This is a genomic window from Roseateles noduli, from assembly GCF_050626985.1.
GTDB classification, from domain to species: Bacteria; Pseudomonadota; Gammaproteobacteria; order Burkholderiales; family Burkholderiaceae_C; genus Roseateles; species Roseateles noduli_A.
The window spans coordinates 4,208,534-4,227,569 of record NZ_CP192463.1 but is presented as its reverse complement, the minus strand read 5'-3'; the positions used below and the strand labels follow the sequence as shown (position 1 = coordinate 4,227,569).

The following is a 19,036-nucleotide window of genomic DNA, read 5'->3' as shown; positions in this document are numbered from 1 at the left end:
ATGTGGCGGTCGGGGACGGGAGAGGGGCATCGTCGGGATGCGGGATGAAGTGCATGCTACGTCCGCAAGAGTTGGAGGAGGGCAGTCAGCCTAAACCTGTCGCGGACGCCAAAAACCCATTCCCAAAGCAAAACGACCTCTATTCAAGAGGTCGTTGCGCCAGATCAAAAAGTTTCCCAATCGCCGTCGGGAGCAGCCGTTGCGCTGGGTCCCGATGGCTTTGGGGCCGCCGGTTTTGGTGTATGCGACGCGGCGGGCGCTTTCGGCGCGGGCGCCTTGGGGACAGGCCTTGCCACCGGCTCAGGCGCGGACGCCTTGGCCGCGGTCTTCACGACCGGCGTCTTGGTCGAAGTCGACGGCCGCGGTGCCGGCGGCTTCTTCGCGACGGGTGTCGCCGCCGGACGGGGAGCAGTCGCCGGTCTGGCGACCGGTGCCGCGGCACGCGCGACCGGCGCGGGCGCCGCGACGACGCTCGTGGCCTCCTCCTGCGTCGGCTTGGGATCGCTGACCTTGAAGTGCCCCACCAGCGCGGTGAGCTTGCGCGCCTGCTCGCTGAGCGACTCGGCGGCGGCCGCCGATTCCTCGACCAGCGCGGCGTTCTGCTGCGTCATCTGGTCCAGCTGCGCCACCGAACCGTTGACGCTGCCGATGCCCTGGCTCTGCTCCACGGTGCTCGCGCTGATCTCGCCGATGATGTCCGACACGCGCTGCACGCTGGCGACGATCTCGTTCATCGTCGCGCCGGCGTTGCGCACCTGCTGCGAGCCGACCTCCACCTTGGTCACGCTGTCGCCGATCAGCGCCTTGATCTCGCGCGCCGCGCCGGCGCTGCGTTGCGCCAGCGCCCGCACCTCGGACGCGACCACCGCGAAGCCCTTGCCGTGCTCGCCCGCGCGGGCCGCCTCGACGGCCGCGTTCAGCGCCAGGATGTTGGTCTGGAACGCGATCCCGTCGATGGTGCCGATGATGTCGTTGATCTTCTTGGCCGACGCGTCGATCTGCGCCATCGTGCCCACCACGTCGCCCACCGCCGTGCCGCCGCGCTCCGCCACCTCGGCGGCGCTGCCCGCCAGCTGGTTGGCGGTGCGCGCGCTCTCGGCGCTCTGCTGCACGGTGCCGGTCAGCTGCGACAGCGACGACGCCGCCTGCTGCAGGCTGGACGCGGTCTGCTCGGTGCGCAGGCTCAGGTCCTGGTTGCCGCTGGCGATCTCCTGGCTGGCGGTCTGCATGCCGTCGGCGCTTGCGCGCACCTCGCGGATGACCTTGCGCAGCGAGCTCTTCATCGCGGCCAGCGCGCGTTGCACGTCGCCGATCTCGTCGTCGCGGTAGTCGCGCTCGACGTGGAACAGATCGCCCTCGCCGATGCGCTCGGCTTCGGACATCAGCGACTTCAACGGCGCCGAGATCGTCCGCACGAAGTACGCCGTCGCCAGCGCCAGCAGGCCGACGATGACCGCCATCAGCGTCGCCACGCCCCACAGCGTGCGCATGCGTTCGGCGCCGGCGGCCTCGCGCAGCGACGCGGAGCGCTTCTGCTGCAGCGCGACGAAGTCCTGCTGCGCGGCCAGGTACTGCTCGATCGCGGGCACGACCTTCTGCTTGAGCGCCTGATGCGCGCCGTCCGTGTCGCCGCCGGACTTCAGCTTGTTGGCATCGTTGCGCGCGGCGATGTAGGCCTTGCGCTGTTCGGCGATCTTCGCCATCGCGGCCTTGTCGTCATCGCCGTCGGCGAGCGACTCGAGCTGCTTCTGGATGTCGCTGATCGTCTCCGTGGTCCGGGCGATGTCGGCCTTCATGGCGTCGGTGACGGCGTTGTCGTTGGCCGCCAGCCCGGCCTGCACGCGGCTGGCGTTCGCCTCGGTGAGGCCGCGCCAGCGCAGCGCGAGCTCGAAGCGCTGCTGCTGCTTCTCCTGTGTCGCCTGGGCGACTTCCAGCAGGGCGCGGGTCCGGGAAGCCGCTCCCAACGTCATGACGACGGTCACGACGGACATGACGGCGACGGGGATCCACAGTCGCGTGGCGATGGAGAACTTCATCGGTCCGGAGCCTTGTTGTTGTGACGACGGCGTTGCCCCGGGATGGGGCGACGAGCCTCGATTCAATCCTAAATCGGCTCTCCGGTGCACCGGCTTGAGGACAAACACTGCTAACCTGCCGCCCTGTCCCTCACGGCACCGACATTTCCCCAAGAACCGCACGGATTCGCGCAACGCCCATGAGCTTCCTGGCCATCGACATCGGCAACACCCGCCTCAAGTGGGCGCTTTATGCCGGCCCGCAACCGGGCAGTCCGATGCTGGCGCACGGCGCGCAGTTCCTGGAGAACATCGAGAAGCTCGCCGAGGAGGACTGGGCGAAGCTTCCCGCGGCGCCCGGCAGCATGCTCGGCAGCAACGTCGCCGGCGACGCGATGCGGCATCGCGTCGAGGAGCAGATGGAGGAGATCTGGGACATCGAGCCGCGCTGGGTCGCCTCGTCGGCGCAGGCGGGCGGCGTGACCAACGGGTACGACCATCCGGGGCGCCTGGGCGCGGACCGCTTCGTCGCGCTGATCGGCGCGCGGCACCATGTGGTGGCGCGCGGGCGCGGACAGGCGCCGAAGCCGGCGCTGGTGGTGATGGTGGGCACGGCGGTCACGGTGGACGCGCTCGATGCGGACGGCCGGTTCCTCGGCGGACTGATCCTGCCCGGACACGGGATCATGCTGCGGTCGCTGGAAGGCGGCACCGCCGGCCTGCGCGTGCCGACCGGCGAGGTGCGCGAGTTCCCGACGAACACGTCGGACGCACTCACCAGCGGCGGCAACTACGCGATTACCGGCGCGATCGAGCGCATGCATCGCCACATCCTCAAACGCTGCGGCCAGGCGCCGGTCACGCTGATGACCGGCGGCGCGGGCTGGAAGGTCTCGCCGGCGCTGGACATCCCGCACGAGCTGATCGACTCGCTGATCTTCGACGGGCTGCTGGCGCTGCAGGCGCATCGGCTGGCGCTCTGACTTCGCGCCCCCGGCTGTCCCCTCGCTGCGGGACGGTGCGGATCGACCCTCGCATGTGACACTGGTTTCGTCCGTCACCGTTCACGCCAGGGAGCATCGAATGAGCGAGATGAAGACCATGTTGCCGCTGATCGCCGCGGTCGTCGGCACGGCGATGTCGATCGGGCTCGGAGGTTGCGCGACCTCCCATCACCACTGGGAGAAGTCCGACGCGCCGATGTCGCAGGTCGAGAAGGACAAGGCCGAATGCGAGTACGAGGCCAAGGCCGCGACCGCGAGCTACTCGACGGCGAGCTCCGGCAAGGAGAGCGGCAGCCAGGCCATGGGCAAGGCCGTCGGCGACGGCATCGTCATCGCCGAGAAGCGCATCGAGCTGACCAACGAGTGCATGAAGGTGCGCGGGTACCGACCGCGGGCCTCGTGAGCATCACACGTCGACCTTGAACCCGAGGTCGATCTCCGACGCCGGCACGCCGCCGCGCAGGCCCCAGTTCTCGCGCTCCACTTCGTTGAGCGTGATCGTGATGTGGTCGGCGGGAATGTCGAGCGCGCCCAGCCGCTCGACGATGCTGCGATAGAGGCGACGCTTCGCCTCGATCGTCCTGCCGGCGAAACCGGTGACCGTGACCAGGGTGTAGCACTCGGGGCGCGACAGACGCGGCGGATGGATGAACCGGTGCGGCTCGTAGGCGACGAGGCGCACGCAGCGGTCGTCCGCCGGAATCTGGAAGCCCTCGATCAGCGCGGCCTGCACGGCTTCGATCAACTGGACTTCCTGCTCCTGCGAGTAGAAGCGGCGGACTTCGATGAGGGTGCTCGGCATGGGCGTGGCTGTGGCGGGCGACGGGCCCTGCAGCTTATCTCGACCCATGCGGAGAGTGACGTGGAAGTGCGGCATGACGGGATGGGTGTCCACTCGTTGAGGAGAGGCCAGTCTCGTCATGCCCTTCGAGGGCAGCATGAGCCCGCGGTGAGGTCGGTGTGAAGTCGAACGCCCCCCGACGTCCTCGGCCCTTCATCGACGCTTCAGCGGCTCACCACCTGCTTGCTCTGGAAGTCGACCGGCACGGACGTGTGCTGATGGACGACACGCCACGTGCCGCCGTCGTTGCGCAGGAGCACGGTGAGGCGGTTCTCCGTGGACCGCAACGCCCGGCCATCGGCGTCGAGCGCGGCGAACTCCAGCATGGCCGAGCCGCCGGCCACGTGGGCATCGTGCCAGGTCTTGACGTCCTTCGCCGTGACGCGCACACGCACGTCCCGGATGCCTTCGAACCAGCCGGCGATCATGCCTGCCCAGTCTTCGCGGCCAGCGAACTCCCAGCGGTCCCAGCTGTCGAAGACCTGGACATCCTCGGCGTACAGGCCGACGAAGCGCTGCAGGTCGCGGTCGAAGACTGCCGCGGCGTAGTCGCGCAGGAAGGTGTGAACGGGATCGTCGGTCATCGCGGGCTCCTGGAGTTCATCGAAGGTAGATGACGAACGACGAGCGAGATCAGCGGTTTTCGACATGAGCCGGTCGCAGAGGTTCCGCCCGGTCCGGTGCCATCACCGCACGCGCTGCTGATGCCGCGCCCAGTCGCGTTTCCACGCCACGACGTTGTACAGCAGCACCGAGGCCGACGACGCCCAGAACATGCCGAGCCAGATGCCGACGACCTTCAGCGTGAAGGCCATGTCGCCGTCGCAGCGGCCGATGGCGTTGCAGGGCGACGGGACGTAGACGTCGATGAGCAGAGCGGTCGAGACGTTCCACACCAGCAGCCCGATGAGCACGGAAGCGAGAAAGCGGTTCATGGCGAGACGAGTCCTTTCCTGAGGTGAAGGACCCAGTCTCGCCATGGGGTTCGAACTCAGCATGAGCCCTGTGTGAGCTCAGGGTGAAGGCGGCGGACGCGGCACGGCAGGCGTCCCGCGCGCCGCGATCACTGCACGATCACGTGGGGAAGTCCGTCGACACCGCCAGCTCACGCCACTGGGCGAGTTCCCCCGCGACGAAGGCGTTCTTCTGCTCGATCGCCGCGACGGTGTCCGAGCCGAACGGCATGCGCAGCGGCGGCTGTTCCGCGTCGACGACCTGCAGCAGGGCCTTCGCCAGACGCGCCGGATCGCCGGGCTGCTGATGGTTCAGTTCCGCCGCGATGCGGCGCACCGCGCTGACCGGCGTGTCGGCGTAGTCGGGTATCGTGGCCGGGGCCGTCGTCAGCGAGCCGCCGTCGAGGAAGTCGGTGCGGAAGTAGCCCGGCTCGACGATCGTCACGTGGATGCCCAGCGGCTTCACTTCATCGGCGAGCGCCTCGCTGATGCCTTCGACGGCGAACTTGGTCGAGGCATAGACGCCGAAGCCCGCGGCGCTGCGGTAGCCCCCGATCGACGAGATGTTGATCACATGCCCCGCGCGTTGCTGGCGCAACTGCGGCAGCACGGCCCGCGTCACCGCCAGCAGGCCGAAGACGTTGGTGCGGTAGAGCGCCTCGACGTCCGCGGCGCTGGTCTCTTCGATCGCGCCGAGCACGCCGAAGCCGGCGTTGTTGACGACCACGTCGATGCGGCCGAAGCGCTTGACCGCCTGCTCGACCGCGGCGCGGGCCTGCGCCTCGTTGGTGACGTCGAGGTTCGCCGCGAGCAGGTGAGGGTGGTCGCCGAACTTGTCGATGATGGCGCGGGCGTTGCGCGCCGTGGCGACGACGTTGTCGCCGCGCTCGAGCGCTTCCTTGACGAACAGGGTGCCGAAGCCGCGCGAGGCGCCAGTGATGAACCAGGTCTTCATGGGGAACTCCTTGTGGGTAGAGGGGTGGGGCAGGGATGCGAGGGACCGTCGGTCACGCGCCGGACTGGCATGTGGCGCGGTATGGAACGAACTCTAGGAACCGGCGATTGATGCGTCTATGCTCAGGAATTGAAACGAGCTAGTGGCGAATCTTCATGAATAAGCATTCGGACGGTCCCCGTGACTGAGCGTCCCAGCCTCGCGGAGCTGACCGCCTTCCTGGCGATCGTTCGCCATCAATCCTTCCGCGCGGCGGCGGATGAGCTGGGGATGTCGCCGTCCAGCCTGAGCCATCTGGTGCGGGGTTTGGAGGAGCGGCTCGGCGTGCGCCTCTTCAATCGCACGACGCGCAGCGTGGCGCCGACCGATGCCGGCCAGCAGCTCGCGCGCGACGTCGGGCCGATCCTGGCGGAGCTGGACAACGCGCTGGGCGACCTCGGCTCGCTGAGCGGGCGCACGTCGGGCCGGCTGAGGATCAACGTCTCCGAGATCGCGGCCGGCGAGTTGATGCGGGACATCGTGCCGACGTTCGTCGGACGCCATCCGGACGTGCAACTTGACCTGGTCACCGAGGGCAAGCTGGTCGACATCGTCGCCGAGGGCTTCGATGCGGGCGTGCGGCTCGGCGAGGCGCTGCCGCAGGACATGGTGGCGGTGCCCTTCGGTGGCGACGTGCGATTCATCGTGGTCGCTTCGCCGGACTATCTCGCGAAGCACGGCACGCCACGCACGCCGGACGCGCTCGCCGAGCACCGCTGCCTCCGCTTCCGCCTGCCGAGCGGAAAGATGTACCGCTGGGAGTTCGAGCGCCAGCGGCAGTCGCTGAAGGTCGACGTGCCGGGCTCGCTGACGCTCGATCACATCGGGCTGATGGTCGAGGCGGCGGCGAAGGGCATGGGCCTCGCGTACGTCTGGTCGACGAAGGCCGAAGCGGAGATCGCCGCTGGCCGCCTGGTGACGGTGCTCGACGACTGGACGCCGCCGATCCCCGGCCATCACCTCTACTACCCCAGCAGTCGCTTGATGCCCGCGGCGCTGCGAGCGTTCATCGAGGTGATCCGGGAAGTCGAGGCTCAACGCGCGCCGGCGAAGGCGCGGGTGACGGCGACGTCGGCGCTGGGAAAGGCGAAAGGTCGGACAACGGCTGTCAAGGCGCTCGCGAAGCGGGGCTGAAGCGCGCGCTCAGGAGCCGGCGACGAAGTCGCCGATCACGCCGGCTCCCAACATGCCCGCAGCACGTCGCGGAACAGTTCGGACAACAGCGGCTCGACTTCTCCTGCCGCGCATCGGAGAGGCTCCGGCTGGAGAGACGGAGCGCCCGAGCGCCGCGGGCCTGGTCCTCAGAGAATGAACCGGCTCAGATCCTCGTCCTGCGCCAGCGCGCCGAGCTTGTCATCGACCTGCGCGCCGTCGATCGTCACCGTCGTGCCGGCGTGCTTGTGCGCGTCGAAGCTGATGTCGTCGAGCAGCCGCTCCAGCACCGTCGCCAGGCGGCGAGCGCCGATGTTCTCGGTGCGCTCGTTGACCTCGTAGGCGATCTGCGCCAACCGGCGGATGCCGTCGGCGCTGAGCTCCAGCGTCAGGCCTTCCGTCGCCAGCAAAGCCTGGTACTGCTTCACCAGGCTCGCGTGCGTGCTCGACAGGATCGCCTCGAAGTCGCCCACCGACAGCGACTTCAGCTCCACCCGGATCGGGAAGCGGCCCTGCAGCTCGGGGATCAGGTCGCTGGGCTTGCTCAGGTGGAAGGCGCCCGAGGCGATGAACAGGATGTGGTCGGTCTTCACCATCCCGTACTTGGTGTTCACCGTCGTGCCTTCGACCAGCGGCAGCAGATCGCGCTGCACGCCCTGGCGCGACACGTCGGCGCCGCCGCTGTGCTCGTTGCGGGTCGCCACCTTGTCGATCTCGTCGATGAAGACGATGCCGTTGTCCTGCGCCATGGCCAGCGCGGCGGTCTTGATCTCGTCCTCGTTGACGAGCTTGCCGGCCTCTTCCTCGACCAGCAGCTTGCGGGCCTCGGCGATCTTGAGCTTGCGCGTGGTCTTCTTCTCCTGACCCATCTGCGAGAACAGGCCCTTGAGCTGCTCGGCCATCTCCTCCATGCCCTGCGGCCCGAGGATCTCCATGGAGGGCTTGGCCTCGATCAGCGCGATCTCGATCTCCTTGTCGTCCATCGAGCCCTCGCGCAGGCGCTTGCGCATGACCTGGCGCGCGGTGTTGTCCGCGCCGCCGCCCTCCGTCGCCGACGGGGCGAAGCCGGTCGAGGACCGCGGCGGGGGCACCAGCACGTCCAGGATGCGCTCTTCGGCCGCGTCCTCGGCCCGCGCGCGCTGGAAGCGCATCTGGCGCTCGCGCTCCTGCTTGACGGCGATGTCGACCAGATCCCGCACGATGCTGTCCACGTCCTTGCCGACGTAACCGACCTCGGTGAACTTCGTCGCCTCGACCTTGATGAAGGGCGCATCCGCCAGCTTTGCCAGGCGGCGTGCGATCTCGGTCTTGCCGACGCCGGTCGGGCCGATCATCAGGATGTTCTTCGGCGTGATCTCGCCGCGCAGCTTCTCGTCCACCTGCTGGCGACGCCAGCGGTTGCGCAAGGCGATCGCGACGGCGCGCTTCGCATCGGCCTGGCCGACGATGTGCCGGTCGAGTTCGGAGACGATTTCCTGCGGGGTCATGCTGCTGCTCATTGGAGCCCCTCGTTCGATGAGTACATCGACCGATCCCCCGAGGGGATGGCCACTTGCTTGGGGCGGCCCGGCGCCGCGTGAATGAATTGGAGCCCCTCGTTCGATGGGTACATCGATCGATCCCCCAGGGGGATGGCCACTTGCTTGGGGCGGCCCGGCGCCGCGTGGCTGTTCATTCGAGGACCTCGATCGTGTGATTGCCGTTGGTGTAGATGCAGATCTCGCCGGCAATGACCAGCGACTGCTTGACGATGTCCACCGCGCTCAGCTCGCTGTGGTTGAGCAGCGCCTTGGCCGCCGCCTGCGCATACGCGCCGCCGCTGCCGATGGCGACGATGCCCTGCTCGGGCTCCAGCACGTCGCCGTTGCCGGTGATGATCAGCGAGGCCGTGCGATCGGCCACCGCCAGCATCGCCTCCAGCCGCCGCAGCACGCGGTCGGTCCGCCAGTCCCGCGTCAGCTCCACGGCCGCGCGCACGAGGTTGCCCTCGTACTTCTCCAGCTTGGCCTCGAAGCGCTCGAACAGCGTGAACGCGTCCGCCGTCGCGCCGGCGAAGCCGGCCAGCACCTGGTTCTTGTGGAGCTTGCGCACCTTGCGCGCCGTCGATTTGACGACGATGGTGCCCAGCGTGACCTGACCGTCGCCGCCGATCGCGACCTGGTTGCCGCGGCGCACGCTGACGATGGTGGTGCCGTGGTACGGCGGGAGCGGGGAGGAATGGTCTTGAGACATGGGCGATCCAAACGTCTTGAACGTCGTGAAGACCTCACGTGGGTTCCCTCGCGGAAATCACAAGGTGAGGAGACGGTGAGGAAAAGGCTGCGGCGCCGCGTGTGCGAAAGCCGGTTGACGAGGTCGATGATCGGACATCCGAATGAACAACGGGGCCAGAAGCCCCGTTGTCGCGAAGGTCGCGAAGTGTGAAACCGCCAGGACGGCCAGGACGGCCAGGACGGCCGTAGCGCCTCAGACGTGCCGGACCTTGACCCGCGCGTGTTCGTTGATGCCCATCGCGCCGAAGAACAGCGCGACCAGCCGGTGCGCATCGCTGAACTGCACCGCGCGGTTCTCGCTGCGGCGGGCCAGGACCCAGTTCAGCAGGTCGCCGGCGGCCATGAAGTCCAGGCGGATCAGCTTCGGGCAGGCGATCGTCACCAGCGACGCGCCGCCCAACTGCTCGGTCATCAGCGCCAGCGTCTCGCTGATGTCGCCGCTGAGCTGGCCGGACAGTTCCATCAGTGCCGCCGTGTTGACCGCGTCGGTCATCGTCGACTCGAGGAAGGCGATGCCGGTGTCCATCGCCGCCGGCTGGATGGACGACGGCGAACTGGTCGACAGCGCGTTGCCGCTGATGCGGACATGGCACAGCGCCTTTTCCCAGCTCGGCGGCGAGACCTCGTAGGTCACGCAGTAGTCGATCGCGACCTCGTCGAACTGGTCCGGGCGATTGGCCAGGCGCAGCGCCTCGAGCCGCAGCATCCAGAGGATGGGGTCCGCGTCGCGGCTGCCCACCGGCGCCTGGTCCCGCAGCACCTGGAAGAAGTGGTCGCCGGACAGCCAGCGCAGGTCCAGCGCCTGTTGCGCCCAGGCGCGGAACAGGTCGCGCAGCTTGGCGCAGGCCTCGATGTCGATCTGGCGCAGCGGCGCCCAGTCGATCACCCAGGGCATCGGCAGGTTTTCGCAGCGCGTGCGCATCTGCGTCACGGCCTCGGTATCGATGTATTCCGGCGAGGTCCAGGACACGCTGCTCGCGCGGCCGCGCGGGGCGCGTTCCGCCTGCACCGCCTCGGCCACCAGCTTGGGCAGCGAGAACCATTGCGGCGACGACAGCCCGAACTGCTGCGCGTAGTCGTTGGCCAGATTCTCGAACTTGCCCTGCTGGCCGGTCGCCCGGTAGAGGTCGAACAGCACCAGCCAGGTCTCGGGGTGCTCGTGGCGCGCGCCGCCCTCGCGGGTCAGGTCGATCAGGCTGCGCTCGCAATGCTCGTAGTCGGCATTGGCGAAGGCGATGACCGCCTCGTCCAGCTCGGCGTCGTGGACGACCTCGCTGACCTCGACCTGCGGATCCGCGACGTGGAAACTCAGCGTCGGGATCTCCTTCTTCAGCTCGGGGATCGGCGCCGGAGCGCCGGCCGGTGCCGGCGGCGCGATGCCGCCGCCCATCGACGCCGCGGCCGGCGCGGGCGTCAGGTCCAGGCGTTCGATGTCGGCGCGCGGCGCGTGGTCGGAGACGCGCGCGCCGATCTGGTCCGCCGGCTGCGTCGCCGCGAAGTTGATCGGACGCGTGCTCGTCTCGAAGAAGCCGGGCGGATGCTGCCCCTGGATCTGCGTCGGGACGAAGCCCTCGCCGACCATCTGCTGCTCGATCTGGTCGATCTTGGCCTTCACGGTGCCGTCGTCGCGCCGCACGCCCTGGATCTCGCTGATGCGGCCCAGTTCGTCGATGCCCGAGGTCGCATGGCCGCCCAGGGCGGCCAGCTGCTCGGGCGTCAGGCCTTCACGGCGGATCTTGCGCAGCATGTCGAGTTCGCGCTTGCGCACGAAGTCGTTGCGGCGCTTGCGCTCCACCATCGCCCGCAGCTCGGCCTTCGCGGCGTCGGCCTCGGGGTCGTCCTGGCGCGAGTTGATCTCCGCCCAGTCGGTCGTCGGATTGGCGACGAAACGCGCCACCTTGCGGAAGAAGCTCTCGCCTTCTTTGGTGCCGTCTTTGGGGTCGGACATGCTCTAGCGGACCTTGCTCTTCGCAGTGTTGCGCGGTGATGCGCAGTGTTGGCGGTTCTTCCTGTGGCCTGGCGGACGAAGCCCGGGCGACTCAGTCGCCGAACATCTTCTGCTTCAGCTCGCGGCGCTGCTGCGCCTCGAGCGACAGCGTGGCGGTCGGACGGGCGATCAGGCGGCCCAGGCCGATCGGCTCGCCGGTCTCGTCGCAGTAGCCGTACTCGCCGCTGTCCAGGCGCGTCAGCGACTGCATGATCTTCTTCAGCAGCTTGCGCTCGCGGTCGCGGGTGCGCAGCTCCAGCGCGTGCTCTTCCTCGATCGTGGCGCGGTCGGCCGGATCGGGGACGATGGACGTGTCCTCGCGCAGGTGCTCGGTCGTCTCGCCGGCGTTGGACAGGATGTCTTCCTTCAACTGCGTCAGCTTGGCGCGGAAGAAGTCGACCTGCTTGTCGTTCATGTATTCGGTGTCGGGCATCGCGAGCACTTCGGCATCGGACAGTTCGGCACCGGCCTTGGTTTTCCAGGCAGAGGAGAGTTTGGGATCGGCTTTCACGGCAGGTCGGCTGTTCTGGTTCGTTGATGTCGGGGTCGAGGGCCGGACGGGGCTGTCCAGCAGTGAGACCGTGCTGTCGGGGGCGTCCGCCTCGGCGGACTTGTCCTCCGCCGCGGCCTTGGACGCCTTCGAGGGAGTCTTGGTCGCAGCGGTCTTGGAGGCCGGGGTCTTGCTCACGTTCACTCTCCTAGCGGCTCTTTATACCTGCTCGACATGAGAAGCCGGGGCTTCCCGCCGTTGGCGCAGGGGCCTGGTTCGGGCGCGGCGGATTGTAGCCACCTCCGCCAACGTCCCGGCGATGGCCTTGAACCATCGGTCAGTGTGGCACTAAGCCAGACACCCTTCCAGCCCCTGCATGAGGATGTCCTTCGGCAAATCGATACCGATGAACACCATCTTGCTGACCTTCTTTTCATCCGGCAGCCACTTCGGACCGAGATCCGAGCCCATCAACTGGTGCACGCCCTGGAAGATGACCTTCTTGTCGGTGCCGTTCATGTTCAGCACGCCCTTGTAGCGCAGCATCTTCGGGCCATAGACCTGCACGATCGCGCCAAGGAAGTCCTCCAGCTTGGCCGGATTGAACGGCCGTTCCGAGCGGAAGACGAAGGACTTGACGTCGTCGTCGTGGTGATGGTGGTGCGGATGGTCGCAGGCTTCGCCGGGGGCGTGGTCGTGGCCTTCGTGGCCGTGATCGTGGCCGTGATCGTGCGAATGACCGTGGTCGTGTGCGTGATCATGCCCGTGATCGTCCACGGCCAGGAACTCCGGATCGATCTCCAGCTTGGCGTTCAGGTTGAAGCCGCGCAGGTCGAAGACGTCCTTGATCGGCACCTCGCCGAAGTGGACCTTGGACTGCGGCGCGCGCGGGTTCATGTGCTTGAGGCGGTGCGACAGCGCGTCCACCGCCGCGGCGTCGACCAGGTCGGTCTTGCTCAGGAAGATCTGGTCGGCGAAGCCCACCTGGCGGCGTGCTTCCTGGCGCGTGTCGAGCTGGTCGTTGGCGTGCTTGACGTCCACCAGCGTCAGGATCGAGTCGAGCAGGAAGGTCTCCGCGATCTCGTCGTCCATGAAGAAGGTCTGCGCGACCGGGCCCGGATCGGCCAGGCCGGTGGTCTCGATGACGACGCGCTCGAAATCGAGCTCGCCCTTGCGCCGTTTCGCGGCCAGATCGGCCAGCGTGGTGCGCAGATCCTCGCGGATGGTGCAGCAGACGCAGCCGTTGCTCAGCTGGATGATCTGCTCCTGGGTCTCGCTGACGAGGATGTCGTTGTCGATGTTCTCCTCGCCGAACTCGTTCTCGATCACGGCGATCTTCTGGCCGTGCGCCTCGGTCAGCACGCGCTTGAGCAGCGTGGTCTTGCCCGAGCCCAGGAAGCCCGTGAGGATGGTGGCGGGGATCAGGCCCGTGGCGGCATTGCCGGCCGGACTCGTGGTGGACGCCTGTGCGGCGGTATCAGGGACGGACGACATGGTGGAAGACCAATCTGTAAGGAAGCCTGGGCCCGGCAACTGAGGGCGGATGACTGTGTTTCAAGCGAATGTCAATGTCAATCGGTTATTCTGGCGCCTCTTCAACGACGGCACACACCCCAGTGTCTGAACCTCAGCCTAGTCGGCCCGCCAAACATGGCGGGCGTGGCAATGAACAACGCGGCCTGCTCGAACGCGTCCTCGAATTCCTGCACCCCGGGCCCGACTCGACCAGCGAGCTGATCGAGAACTTCGCCGAAGCGGAGGAGCGCGACCTGATCGCGCCCGAATCGCGCCAGATGCTCGAGGGCGTCCTGCGGATGGCCGAACTCAGCGCCGGCGACGTGATGGTCGCCGCGCCCCGGATGGACCTGCTGGACATCCAGTGGGATCCCGACGACCTGCTGGCCAACGTCATCGACACCGGCCACTCGCGTTTCCCGGTGTACGACGGCCAGCGCGACAACATCATCGGCATCCTGCTGGCCAAGGACCTGCTCAAGCTCCAGCGCGCGCCGGAACTGAACCTGCGCGCCCTGTTGCGCCCGGCAGTTTTCGTGCCCGAGAGCAAGGGCCTGAACGAACTGCTGCGCGATTTCCGCTCCAACCGCAATCACCTGGCCATCGTCATCGACGAATTCGGCAACACCGCGGGCCTGATCACCATCGAGGACGTGCTCGAGGAGATCGTGGGCGAGATCGAGGATGAATTCGACGTCGGCGACGGCGATGCCGGCATCTACACGCTGGCCGATGGCAGCTACCGCGTCGCCGGCGACGCCGACGTGGCCGCGGTCAACGAGTCCTTCGGGCTGTCGCTGTCGGTGGCCGACTTCGACACCATCGGCGGCCTGGTCGCGCACGAGCACGGCCGCGTGCCGCGGCGCGGCGAGACCGTGGAGGTCGCCGGGCTGCGCTTCTCGGTGATGATCAACCGCGGCGGCGCCGTGCGCTGGTTCAAGGTGACCCGCGCGCCCGCTTCCGAGGCCGACGACCACAGCGGCTGATGCGCCGCGGATCTCGCTTCGACGGGCCCCGCGGGTCCGACGGATCCGATCGCCCCGCCCGCCAGGGATGGCGCGCGTGGCTGTGCCATCCCGCGCTGGCGCTCGTCGTCGGCGTGCTGCACACGGCCTCGTTCTCCCCCAGTCCGGCGTGGTGGCTGCAGCCGCTGGCGCTCGCCTGGCTGATCGCGGCCTGCGACGGCGCCAGGCCGCGCCGCGCCGCGCTGACCGGCGCGCTGTTCGGCGTCGGCTGGCTGGCCTCCGGGCTGTGGTGGCTCTACATCAGCATGCACGACTTCGGGCATCTGCCCGCGGCCGTGTCCGCGCTCGCGGTGCTGGCGCTGGCGCTGTTCCTGTCGACCTACTACGCCGCCGGCATGGGCCTGGCCGCGCGCTGGTCGGCGGGCGCCGCGCCGTGGCGGCGCGCGCTGGCCTTCGCCGGGCTGTGGCTGGGGGCGGAACTCGTCCGCGCCACCTTCCTCACCGGCTTCCCGTGGATCGCCAGCGGCTACGCGCATGCGCAGGGGCCGCTGGCCGCGTTCGCGCCCTACCTGGGCGTCTACGGCATCACCGCGCTGGCGGCGCTCGTGGCGGCGGCGCTGGCGCTGCGGCGCTGGGCGCTGCTGGCCGCACTCGTCGTCACCATCGGCGCGGGGCAGTTCCTGCCGCAGGACTTCACCCGGTCCACCGGCACGCTGGCCGTCTCGCTGGTGCAGCCCAACATCCCGCAGGATCAGAAGTTCGATCGCGCGCGCTTCGACCAGAACCTGGACCAGTTGATCGCGCTGATCGATGCCGCGCGGGGTCAGGTCGTGATCACGCCGGAGTCGGTGCTGCCGGTGCCGCTGGCCTTCCTCGACGAGGAACACGTCGAGCGCCTGCGCCGCGGCGCCGAGACGCGCCCGCTGCTGCTGGGCACCTTCCTGGGCAACTCGACGGACGGCTTCGTCAACTCGCTGGTGGGCGTGGGCTTCGCGCGGCGCTACGACTACGGCAAGCGTCATCTGCTGCCCTTCGGAGAGTTCATCCCGCCGGGCTTCCACTGGTTCGTCAAGGCGATGGACATCCCGCTGGACGATCAGGCCAGCGGCACGCACGAGGGCGCGCTGCCTTTCGCGGGACAGCGCCTGCGGCCGCTGATCTGCTACGAGGATCTGTTCGGCGAGGACGTCGTCGCCAGCGCGCTCGACAGCGGCGAGCCCGCCGCGACGGTGCTCGTCAACGTCAGCAACCTGGCGTGGTTCGGGCCGCGCATGGTGCAGGACCAGCATCTGCAGTTCTCGCAGATGCGGGCGCTGGAGTTCCAACGCCCGATCGTGCGCGCGACCAACACCGGCGCGACCGCGCATGTCGACCACCGCGGCCGCGTGCTCGCGCGGCTGCCGGCGGAGCAGGCCGGCGTGCTGGAAGTGAGCGTCGACGGCCGCAGCGGCGTCACGCCGTATGCGCGCTGGCTGGCGAAGCTCGGGCTGTGGCCGTTGTGGGCGCTGGCCGCGCTCGGCGTGCTGCCGGTGCTGGGCCGTCGCCGTCCCGCGTCGACGCGCCTGGCCTGAACGGGGTCCGCGTCCCTGAGACGGGACGCCGGTGCGCGGCACGAGGCGCACATAGAATCGGTCGGTTTTCTCCAACGCCCGCCGACGGCCCGACGTCCCTATGCTGACTTTCCAGCAACTGATCCTCCGCCTGCAGGAATACTGGTCCCAGCAAGGCTGTGCCCTGCTGCAGCCCTACGACATGGAAGTCGGCGCCGGCACCAGCCACACCGCGACCTTCCTGCGCGCGCTCGGTCCCGAGCCCTGGAAGGCCGCCTACGTCCAGCCCAGCCGCCGCCCCAAGGACGGCCGCTACGGCGAGAACCCGAACCGCCTGCAGCACTATTACCAGTTCCAGGTCGTGCTCAAGCCCGCGCCGGCCAACATCCTGGAGCTCTACCTCGGCTCGCTGGAGGCGCTCGGCTTCGACCTGAAGAAGAACGACGTCCGCTTCGTCGAGGACGACTGGGAGAACCCGACCCTCGGCTGCTGGGGCCTGGGCTGGGAGGTCTGGCTCAACGGCATGGAGGTGACGCAGTTCACCTACTTCCAGCAGGTCGGCGGCATCGACTGCAAGCCGATCACCGGCGAGATCACCTACGGCCTCGAACGGCTGGCGATGTACCTGCAGGGCAAGGAGTCCGTGTACGACCTGGTCTACACCGACGGCCTCACCTACGGCGACGTGTTCCATCAGAACGAGGTCGAGCAGTCGACCTACAACTTCGAGCACAGCGACGTCGACTTCCTGCTGAACGCCTTCGGCGCGTATGAGCGCAAGTCCAAGGACCTGATGGACGCGCACCTGGCGCTGCCCGCCTACGAGCAACTGCTCAAGGCCGGCCACACCTTCAACCTGCTGGACGCGCGCGGCGCGATCAGCGTGACCGAGCGCGCCGCCTACATCGGCCGCATCCGCAACCTCGCCCGCGCCGTGGCGCAGAGCTATCTGGAGAGCCGCGCGCGGCTCGGCTTCCCGATGGCGCCCAAGGACTGGGCCGACGAGGTGATCGCGCAGATCGAGAAGAAGAGCGCCGAGGCGGCCGCCAAGTCTGAAAAGGCTGCCGACAAGGCTTCGGACAAGAAGACCGCCGCCTGACGACGAGGAAGACCCCGCATGAACACGAAGAATCTGCTCGTCGAACTGTTCGTTGAAGAGCTGCCGCCCAAGGCGCTGAAGAAGCTCGGCGAGGCGTTCTCGACGGCGCTGACCGACTCGCTGAAGGCGCAAGGCCTGGCCGAGGCCGGCGCCGCCGTGACCGCCTTCGCGACGCCGCGCCGGCTGGCCGTTCACCTGACCGGTGTCGGCGCCAAGGCCGCCGACTGCGCCGTGCAGCAGAAGCTGATGCCGGTGGCGGTGGCGCTGGACGCGTCGGGCAACGCGACGCCCGCGCTGCTGAAGAAGCTGGCCTCGGTCGGCGCGGACGCGTCGGTCGTCCCCAGCCTGAAGCGCGCGCCGGACGGCAAGGCCGAGGCGCTGTTCCTGGACACCGTCGTCGCCGGCGTCACGCTGAAGGACGGCCTGCAGAAGGCGCTGGACGAGGCGCTCGCCAAGCTGCCGATCCCCAAGGTCATGACCTATCAACTGGCCGACGGCTGGAGCGACGTCAAGTTCGTCCGCCCCGCCCACGGCCTGATCGCGCTGCATGGCGATGAACTCGTCGAGATCAGCGCGCTCGGCCTGACTTCCGGCCGCACGACGCGCGGTCATCGCTTCGAGACGACCGTCGCCTCGATCGAGATCAAGAGCGCCGACACCTACGAGCAGCAGCTGCGCGAGGAAGGCCGCGTCATCGCGTCCTTCGAGCAGCGCCGCAACGACATCGTGCGTCAGCTGCAGGCGCAGGCCGAGCCGCTGGGCCTGACGCCGATCGACGCGCCCGAGCTGCTGGACGAAGTGACCGCGCTGGTCGAGCTGCCCAACGTGCTCTCGTGCCAGTTCGAGCCCGAGTTCCTGGCCGTGCCGCAGGAATGCCTCATCCTGACGATGAAGGCCAACCAGAAGTACTTCCCGCTGCTGGACGGCCACGGCAAGCTGACGCACCGCTTCCTGGTCGTCAGCAACGTGCATCCGGACGACGCCTCCAAGGTCGTCGAGGGCAACGAGCGCGTCGTGCGCCCGCGCCTGGCCGACGCGAAGTTCTTCTTCGACCAGGACCGCAAGAAGACGCTGGCCTCGCGCGTCGAGGGCCTGGGCAAGGTCGTGTACCACGGCAAGCTCGGCAGCCAGGGCGACCGGGCCGAACGCGTCCGCGCGATCGCGCACACGATCGTCAACCAGCTGCGCATGGCCCAGCACCCGTACACGGCGGAAGCCAAGGACGAGTTCGACATGCTCGACAGCAAGGTCAAGGAAGCCGCGCTGCTGGCCAAGACCGACCTGCTGACCGACATGGTCGGCGAGTTCCCCGAGCTGCAGGGCATCATGGGCGGCTACTACGCGCGCCATGAAGGCCTGCGCGACGGCGTCGCCAAGGCTATCGAGGACCACTACAAGCCGCGCTTCGCCGGCGATGCGCTGCCGCGCAACCACACCGGCACCGTCGTCGCGCTGGCCGACAAGCTGGAGACGCTGGTCGGCCTGTTCGGCATCGGCCAGCTGCCCACCGGCGACAAGGACCCGTTCGCGCTGCGCCGCCACGCGCTGGGCGTGATCCGCATCCTGGTCGAGAACCACATGCACCTGTCGCTGCCCGAATTGATCGAGGGCGCGCTGCCCGCGTTCGGCGAGCTGATCCAGGACCCGAGCGAGCCGCTGCTGGGCTTCTTCGCCGACCGCCTGGCGGTCAGCCTTCGCGACCAGGGCTACAGCGCCCAGGAAGTCGACGCGGTGCTGGCGCTGAACCCGGCCCGCCTGGGCGATGTGCCCAAGCGCCTGGGCGCCGTGCGCGCCTTCGCGGCGCTGCCGGAATCGGCCTCGCTGGCCGCGGCCAACAAGCGCGTGGGCAACATCCTCAAGAAGGTCGAGGGCGAGCTCCCGACCGAAGTGACCCCCGCGCTCCTGACCGAGGCCGCCGAGAAGGCGCTCGCCGACGCGCTGGCCGGCGTGAAGCCGCAGGCCGACGCCCTGTTCGAGCAGCACGACTACGCCGGTTCGCTGAAGGCGCTGGCCGCGCTGAAGGCGCCGGTCGATGCGTTCTTCGACGACGTCATGGTCAACGCCGAGGACCCGGCCTTGCGCGCCAACCGCCAGGCGCTGCTCAAGCAGCTGCACGAGGCGATGAACCGCGTGGCCGACCTGTCGCGCCTGGCCGTCTGAGCGGCGGCTGATCGTTCCCCGTCGTCGCCCTTCGTCGT

At 68.4% G+C, this 19,036-nt stretch carries 17 protein-coding genes; 7 read left to right on the top strand and 10 right to left on the bottom strand.

What is annotated here, in order from left to right:
- Positions 1–164: 164 nt before the first annotated feature.
- Positions 165–2,036: a methyl-accepting chemotaxis protein gene (locus ACQ4L4_RS18445; RefSeq protein ID WP_431100370.1), complete on the bottom strand. Its 1,872-nt coding sequence runs from the start codon at positions 2,034–2,036 to the stop codon at positions 165–167.
- Positions 2,037–2,215: 179 nt separating this feature from the next.
- Here ACQ4L4_RS18445 and ACQ4L4_RS18440 point away from each other — a divergent pair, with 179 nt between their 5' ends.
- Complete coding sequence (locus ACQ4L4_RS18440) at positions 2,216–2,998, top strand: type III pantothenate kinase (RefSeq protein WP_431100369.1); 783 nt, start codon at positions 2,216–2,218, stop codon at positions 2,996–2,998.
- Between the two features lie 100 nt (positions 2,999–3,098).
- Positions 3,099–3,422, top strand: a complete 324-nt coding sequence (locus ACQ4L4_RS18435) for a hypothetical protein (protein WP_431100368.1) — start codon at positions 3,099–3,101, stop codon at positions 3,420–3,422.
- A 3-nt stretch (positions 3,423–3,425) separates the two neighbouring features.
- Here ACQ4L4_RS18435 and ACQ4L4_RS18430 read toward each other — a convergent pair whose 3' ends face one another.
- The 4 genes from ACQ4L4_RS18430 to ACQ4L4_RS18415 form a co-directional block, all read right to left on the bottom strand.
- Entirely contained in the window at positions 3,426–3,821 is a 396-nt protein-coding gene (locus ACQ4L4_RS18430; protein ID WP_431100366.1) for a tautomerase family protein, read from the bottom strand.
- A gap of 203 nt (positions 3,822–4,024) precedes the next feature.
- Positions 4,025–4,444: a YybH family protein gene (locus ACQ4L4_RS18425; protein WP_431100364.1), complete on the bottom strand. Its 420-nt coding sequence runs from the start codon at positions 4,442–4,444 to the stop codon at positions 4,025–4,027.
- Between the two features lie 102 nt (positions 4,445–4,546).
- Positions 4,547–4,795: a hypothetical protein gene (locus ACQ4L4_RS18420; protein WP_431100363.1), complete on the bottom strand. Its 249-nt coding sequence runs from the start codon at positions 4,793–4,795 to the stop codon at positions 4,547–4,549.
- A gap of 139 nt (positions 4,796–4,934) precedes the next feature.
- Complete coding sequence (locus ACQ4L4_RS18415; RefSeq protein WP_431100362.1) at positions 4,935–5,768, bottom strand: oxidoreductase; 834 nt, start codon at positions 5,766–5,768, stop codon at positions 4,935–4,937.
- Positions 5,769–5,948: 180 nt separating this feature from the next.
- Between ACQ4L4_RS18415 and ACQ4L4_RS18410 the strand changes: the two genes are divergently transcribed.
- A complete protein-coding gene (locus tag ACQ4L4_RS18410; protein WP_431100361.1) occupies positions 5,949–6,941 on the top strand; it encodes a LysR family transcriptional regulator in 993 nt (330 codons plus the stop codon).
- Positions 6,942–7,108: 167 nt separating this feature from the next.
- Here the strand turns inward: ACQ4L4_RS18410 and hslU are convergent, their stop codons facing one another.
- The 5 genes from hslU to ACQ4L4_RS18385 form a co-directional block, all read right to left on the bottom strand.
- Entirely contained in the window at positions 7,109–8,458 is a 1,350-nt protein-coding gene (gene hslU / locus ACQ4L4_RS18405; protein WP_431100360.1) for an ATP-dependent protease ATPase subunit HslU, read from the bottom strand.
- A gap of 172 nt (positions 8,459–8,630) precedes the next feature.
- The gene (hslV, locus tag ACQ4L4_RS18400) at positions 8,631–9,191 is read right to left on the bottom strand and encodes an ATP-dependent protease subunit HslV (RefSeq protein ID WP_297525322.1); all 561 of its coding nucleotides are present in this window, start codon (positions 9,189–9,191) and stop codon (positions 8,631–8,633) included.
- Between the two features lie 234 nt (positions 9,192–9,425).
- On the bottom strand, positions 9,426–11,180 hold the full coding sequence (locus ACQ4L4_RS18395) for a hypothetical protein (protein WP_431100359.1): 1,755 nt from the start codon (positions 11,178–11,180) through the stop codon (positions 9,426–9,428).
- A gap of 91 nt (positions 11,181–11,271) precedes the next feature.
- Positions 11,272–11,907: an RNA polymerase-binding protein DksA gene (dksA, locus tag ACQ4L4_RS18390; RefSeq protein WP_431100358.1), complete on the bottom strand. Its 636-nt coding sequence runs from the start codon at positions 11,905–11,907 to the stop codon at positions 11,272–11,274.
- A 150-nt stretch (positions 11,908–12,057) separates the two neighbouring features.
- Positions 12,058–13,203 carry a CobW family GTP-binding protein gene (locus tag ACQ4L4_RS18385; protein WP_431100357.1) on the bottom strand — a complete coding sequence of 382 codons (1,146 nt, stop codon included), beginning with the start codon at positions 13,201–13,203 and terminating at the stop codon, positions 12,058–12,060.
- 122 nt (positions 13,204–13,325) lie between these two features.
- On the opposite strand from ACQ4L4_RS18385, the gene ACQ4L4_RS18380 reads away from it, so the two are divergent.
- The 4 genes from ACQ4L4_RS18380 to glyS all read left to right on the top strand — a co-directional run bounded on the left by ACQ4L4_RS18380 (position 13,326) and on the right by glyS (position 18,998).
- A complete protein-coding gene (locus ACQ4L4_RS18380; RefSeq protein ID WP_431100356.1) occupies positions 13,326–14,210 on the top strand; it encodes an HlyC/CorC family transporter in 885 nt (294 codons plus the stop codon).
- On the top strand, positions 14,210–15,760 hold the full coding sequence (gene lnt / locus ACQ4L4_RS18375; protein ID WP_431100354.1) for an apolipoprotein N-acyltransferase: 1,551 nt from the start codon (positions 14,210–14,212) through the stop codon (positions 15,758–15,760). Before ACQ4L4_RS18380 ends, lnt begins: the two co-directional genes overlap by 1 nt.
- Positions 15,761–15,860: 100 nt before the next feature.
- Positions 15,861–16,838, top strand: a complete 978-nt coding sequence (glyQ, locus tag ACQ4L4_RS18370; RefSeq protein WP_431100353.1) for a glycine--tRNA ligase subunit alpha — start codon at positions 15,861–15,863, stop codon at positions 16,836–16,838.
- Positions 16,839–16,856: 18 nt separating this feature from the next.
- Positions 16,857–18,998: a glycine--tRNA ligase subunit beta gene (gene glyS / locus ACQ4L4_RS18365; protein ID WP_431100352.1), complete on the top strand. Its 2,142-nt coding sequence runs from the start codon at positions 16,857–16,859 to the stop codon at positions 18,996–18,998.
- Positions 18,999–19,036: the final 38 nt, after the last annotated feature.

What these genes read in the sequence shown, in the direction of transcription:
- ACQ4L4_RS18435 (WP_431100368.1), top strand. Translation starts at nt 3,099, where the DNA reads ATGAGCGAGATGAAGACCATGTTGCCGCTGATCGCCGCGGTCGTCGGC.
- hslV (WP_297525322.1), bottom strand. Translation starts at nt 9,191, where the DNA reads ATGTCTCAAGACCATTCCTCCCCGCTCCCGCCGTACCACGGCACCACC.
- ACQ4L4_RS18445 (WP_431100370.1), bottom strand. Translation starts at nt 2,036, where the DNA reads ATGAAGTTCTCCATCGCCACGCGACTGTGGATCCCCGTCGCCGTCATG.
- ACQ4L4_RS18385 (WP_431100357.1), bottom strand. Translation starts at nt 13,203, where the DNA reads ATGTCGTCCGTCCCTGATACCGCCGCACAGGCGTCCACCACGAGTCCG.
- ACQ4L4_RS18415 (WP_431100362.1), bottom strand. Translation starts at nt 5,768, where the DNA reads ATGAAGACCTGGTTCATCACTGGCGCCTCGCGCGGCTTCGGCACCCTG.
- glyS (WP_431100352.1), top strand. Translation starts at nt 16,857, where the DNA reads ATGAACACGAAGAATCTGCTCGTCGAACTGTTCGTTGAAGAGCTGCCG.
- glyQ (WP_431100353.1), top strand. Translation starts at nt 15,861, where the DNA reads ATGCTGACTTTCCAGCAACTGATCCTCCGCCTGCAGGAATACTGGTCC.
- ACQ4L4_RS18395 (WP_431100359.1), bottom strand. Translation starts at nt 11,180, where the DNA reads ATGTCCGACCCCAAAGACGGCACCAAAGAAGGCGAGAGCTTCTTCCGC.
- ACQ4L4_RS18440 (WP_431100369.1), top strand. Translation starts at nt 2,216, where the DNA reads ATGAGCTTCCTGGCCATCGACATCGGCAACACCCGCCTCAAGTGGGCG.
- ACQ4L4_RS18430 (WP_431100366.1), bottom strand. Translation starts at nt 3,821, where the DNA reads ATGCCGAGCACCCTCATCGAAGTCCGCCGCTTCTACTCGCAGGAGCAG.
- hslU (WP_431100360.1), bottom strand. Translation starts at nt 8,458, where the DNA reads ATGAGCAGCAGCATGACCCCGCAGGAAATCGTCTCCGAACTCGACCGG.
- ACQ4L4_RS18425 (WP_431100364.1), bottom strand. Translation starts at nt 4,444, where the DNA reads ATGACCGACGATCCCGTTCACACCTTCCTGCGCGACTACGCCGCGGCA.
- ACQ4L4_RS18420 (WP_431100363.1), bottom strand. Translation starts at nt 4,795, where the DNA reads ATGAACCGCTTTCTCGCTTCCGTGCTCATCGGGCTGCTGGTGTGGAAC.
- lnt (WP_431100354.1), top strand. Translation starts at nt 14,210, where the DNA reads ATGCGCCGCGGATCTCGCTTCGACGGGCCCCGCGGGTCCGACGGATCC.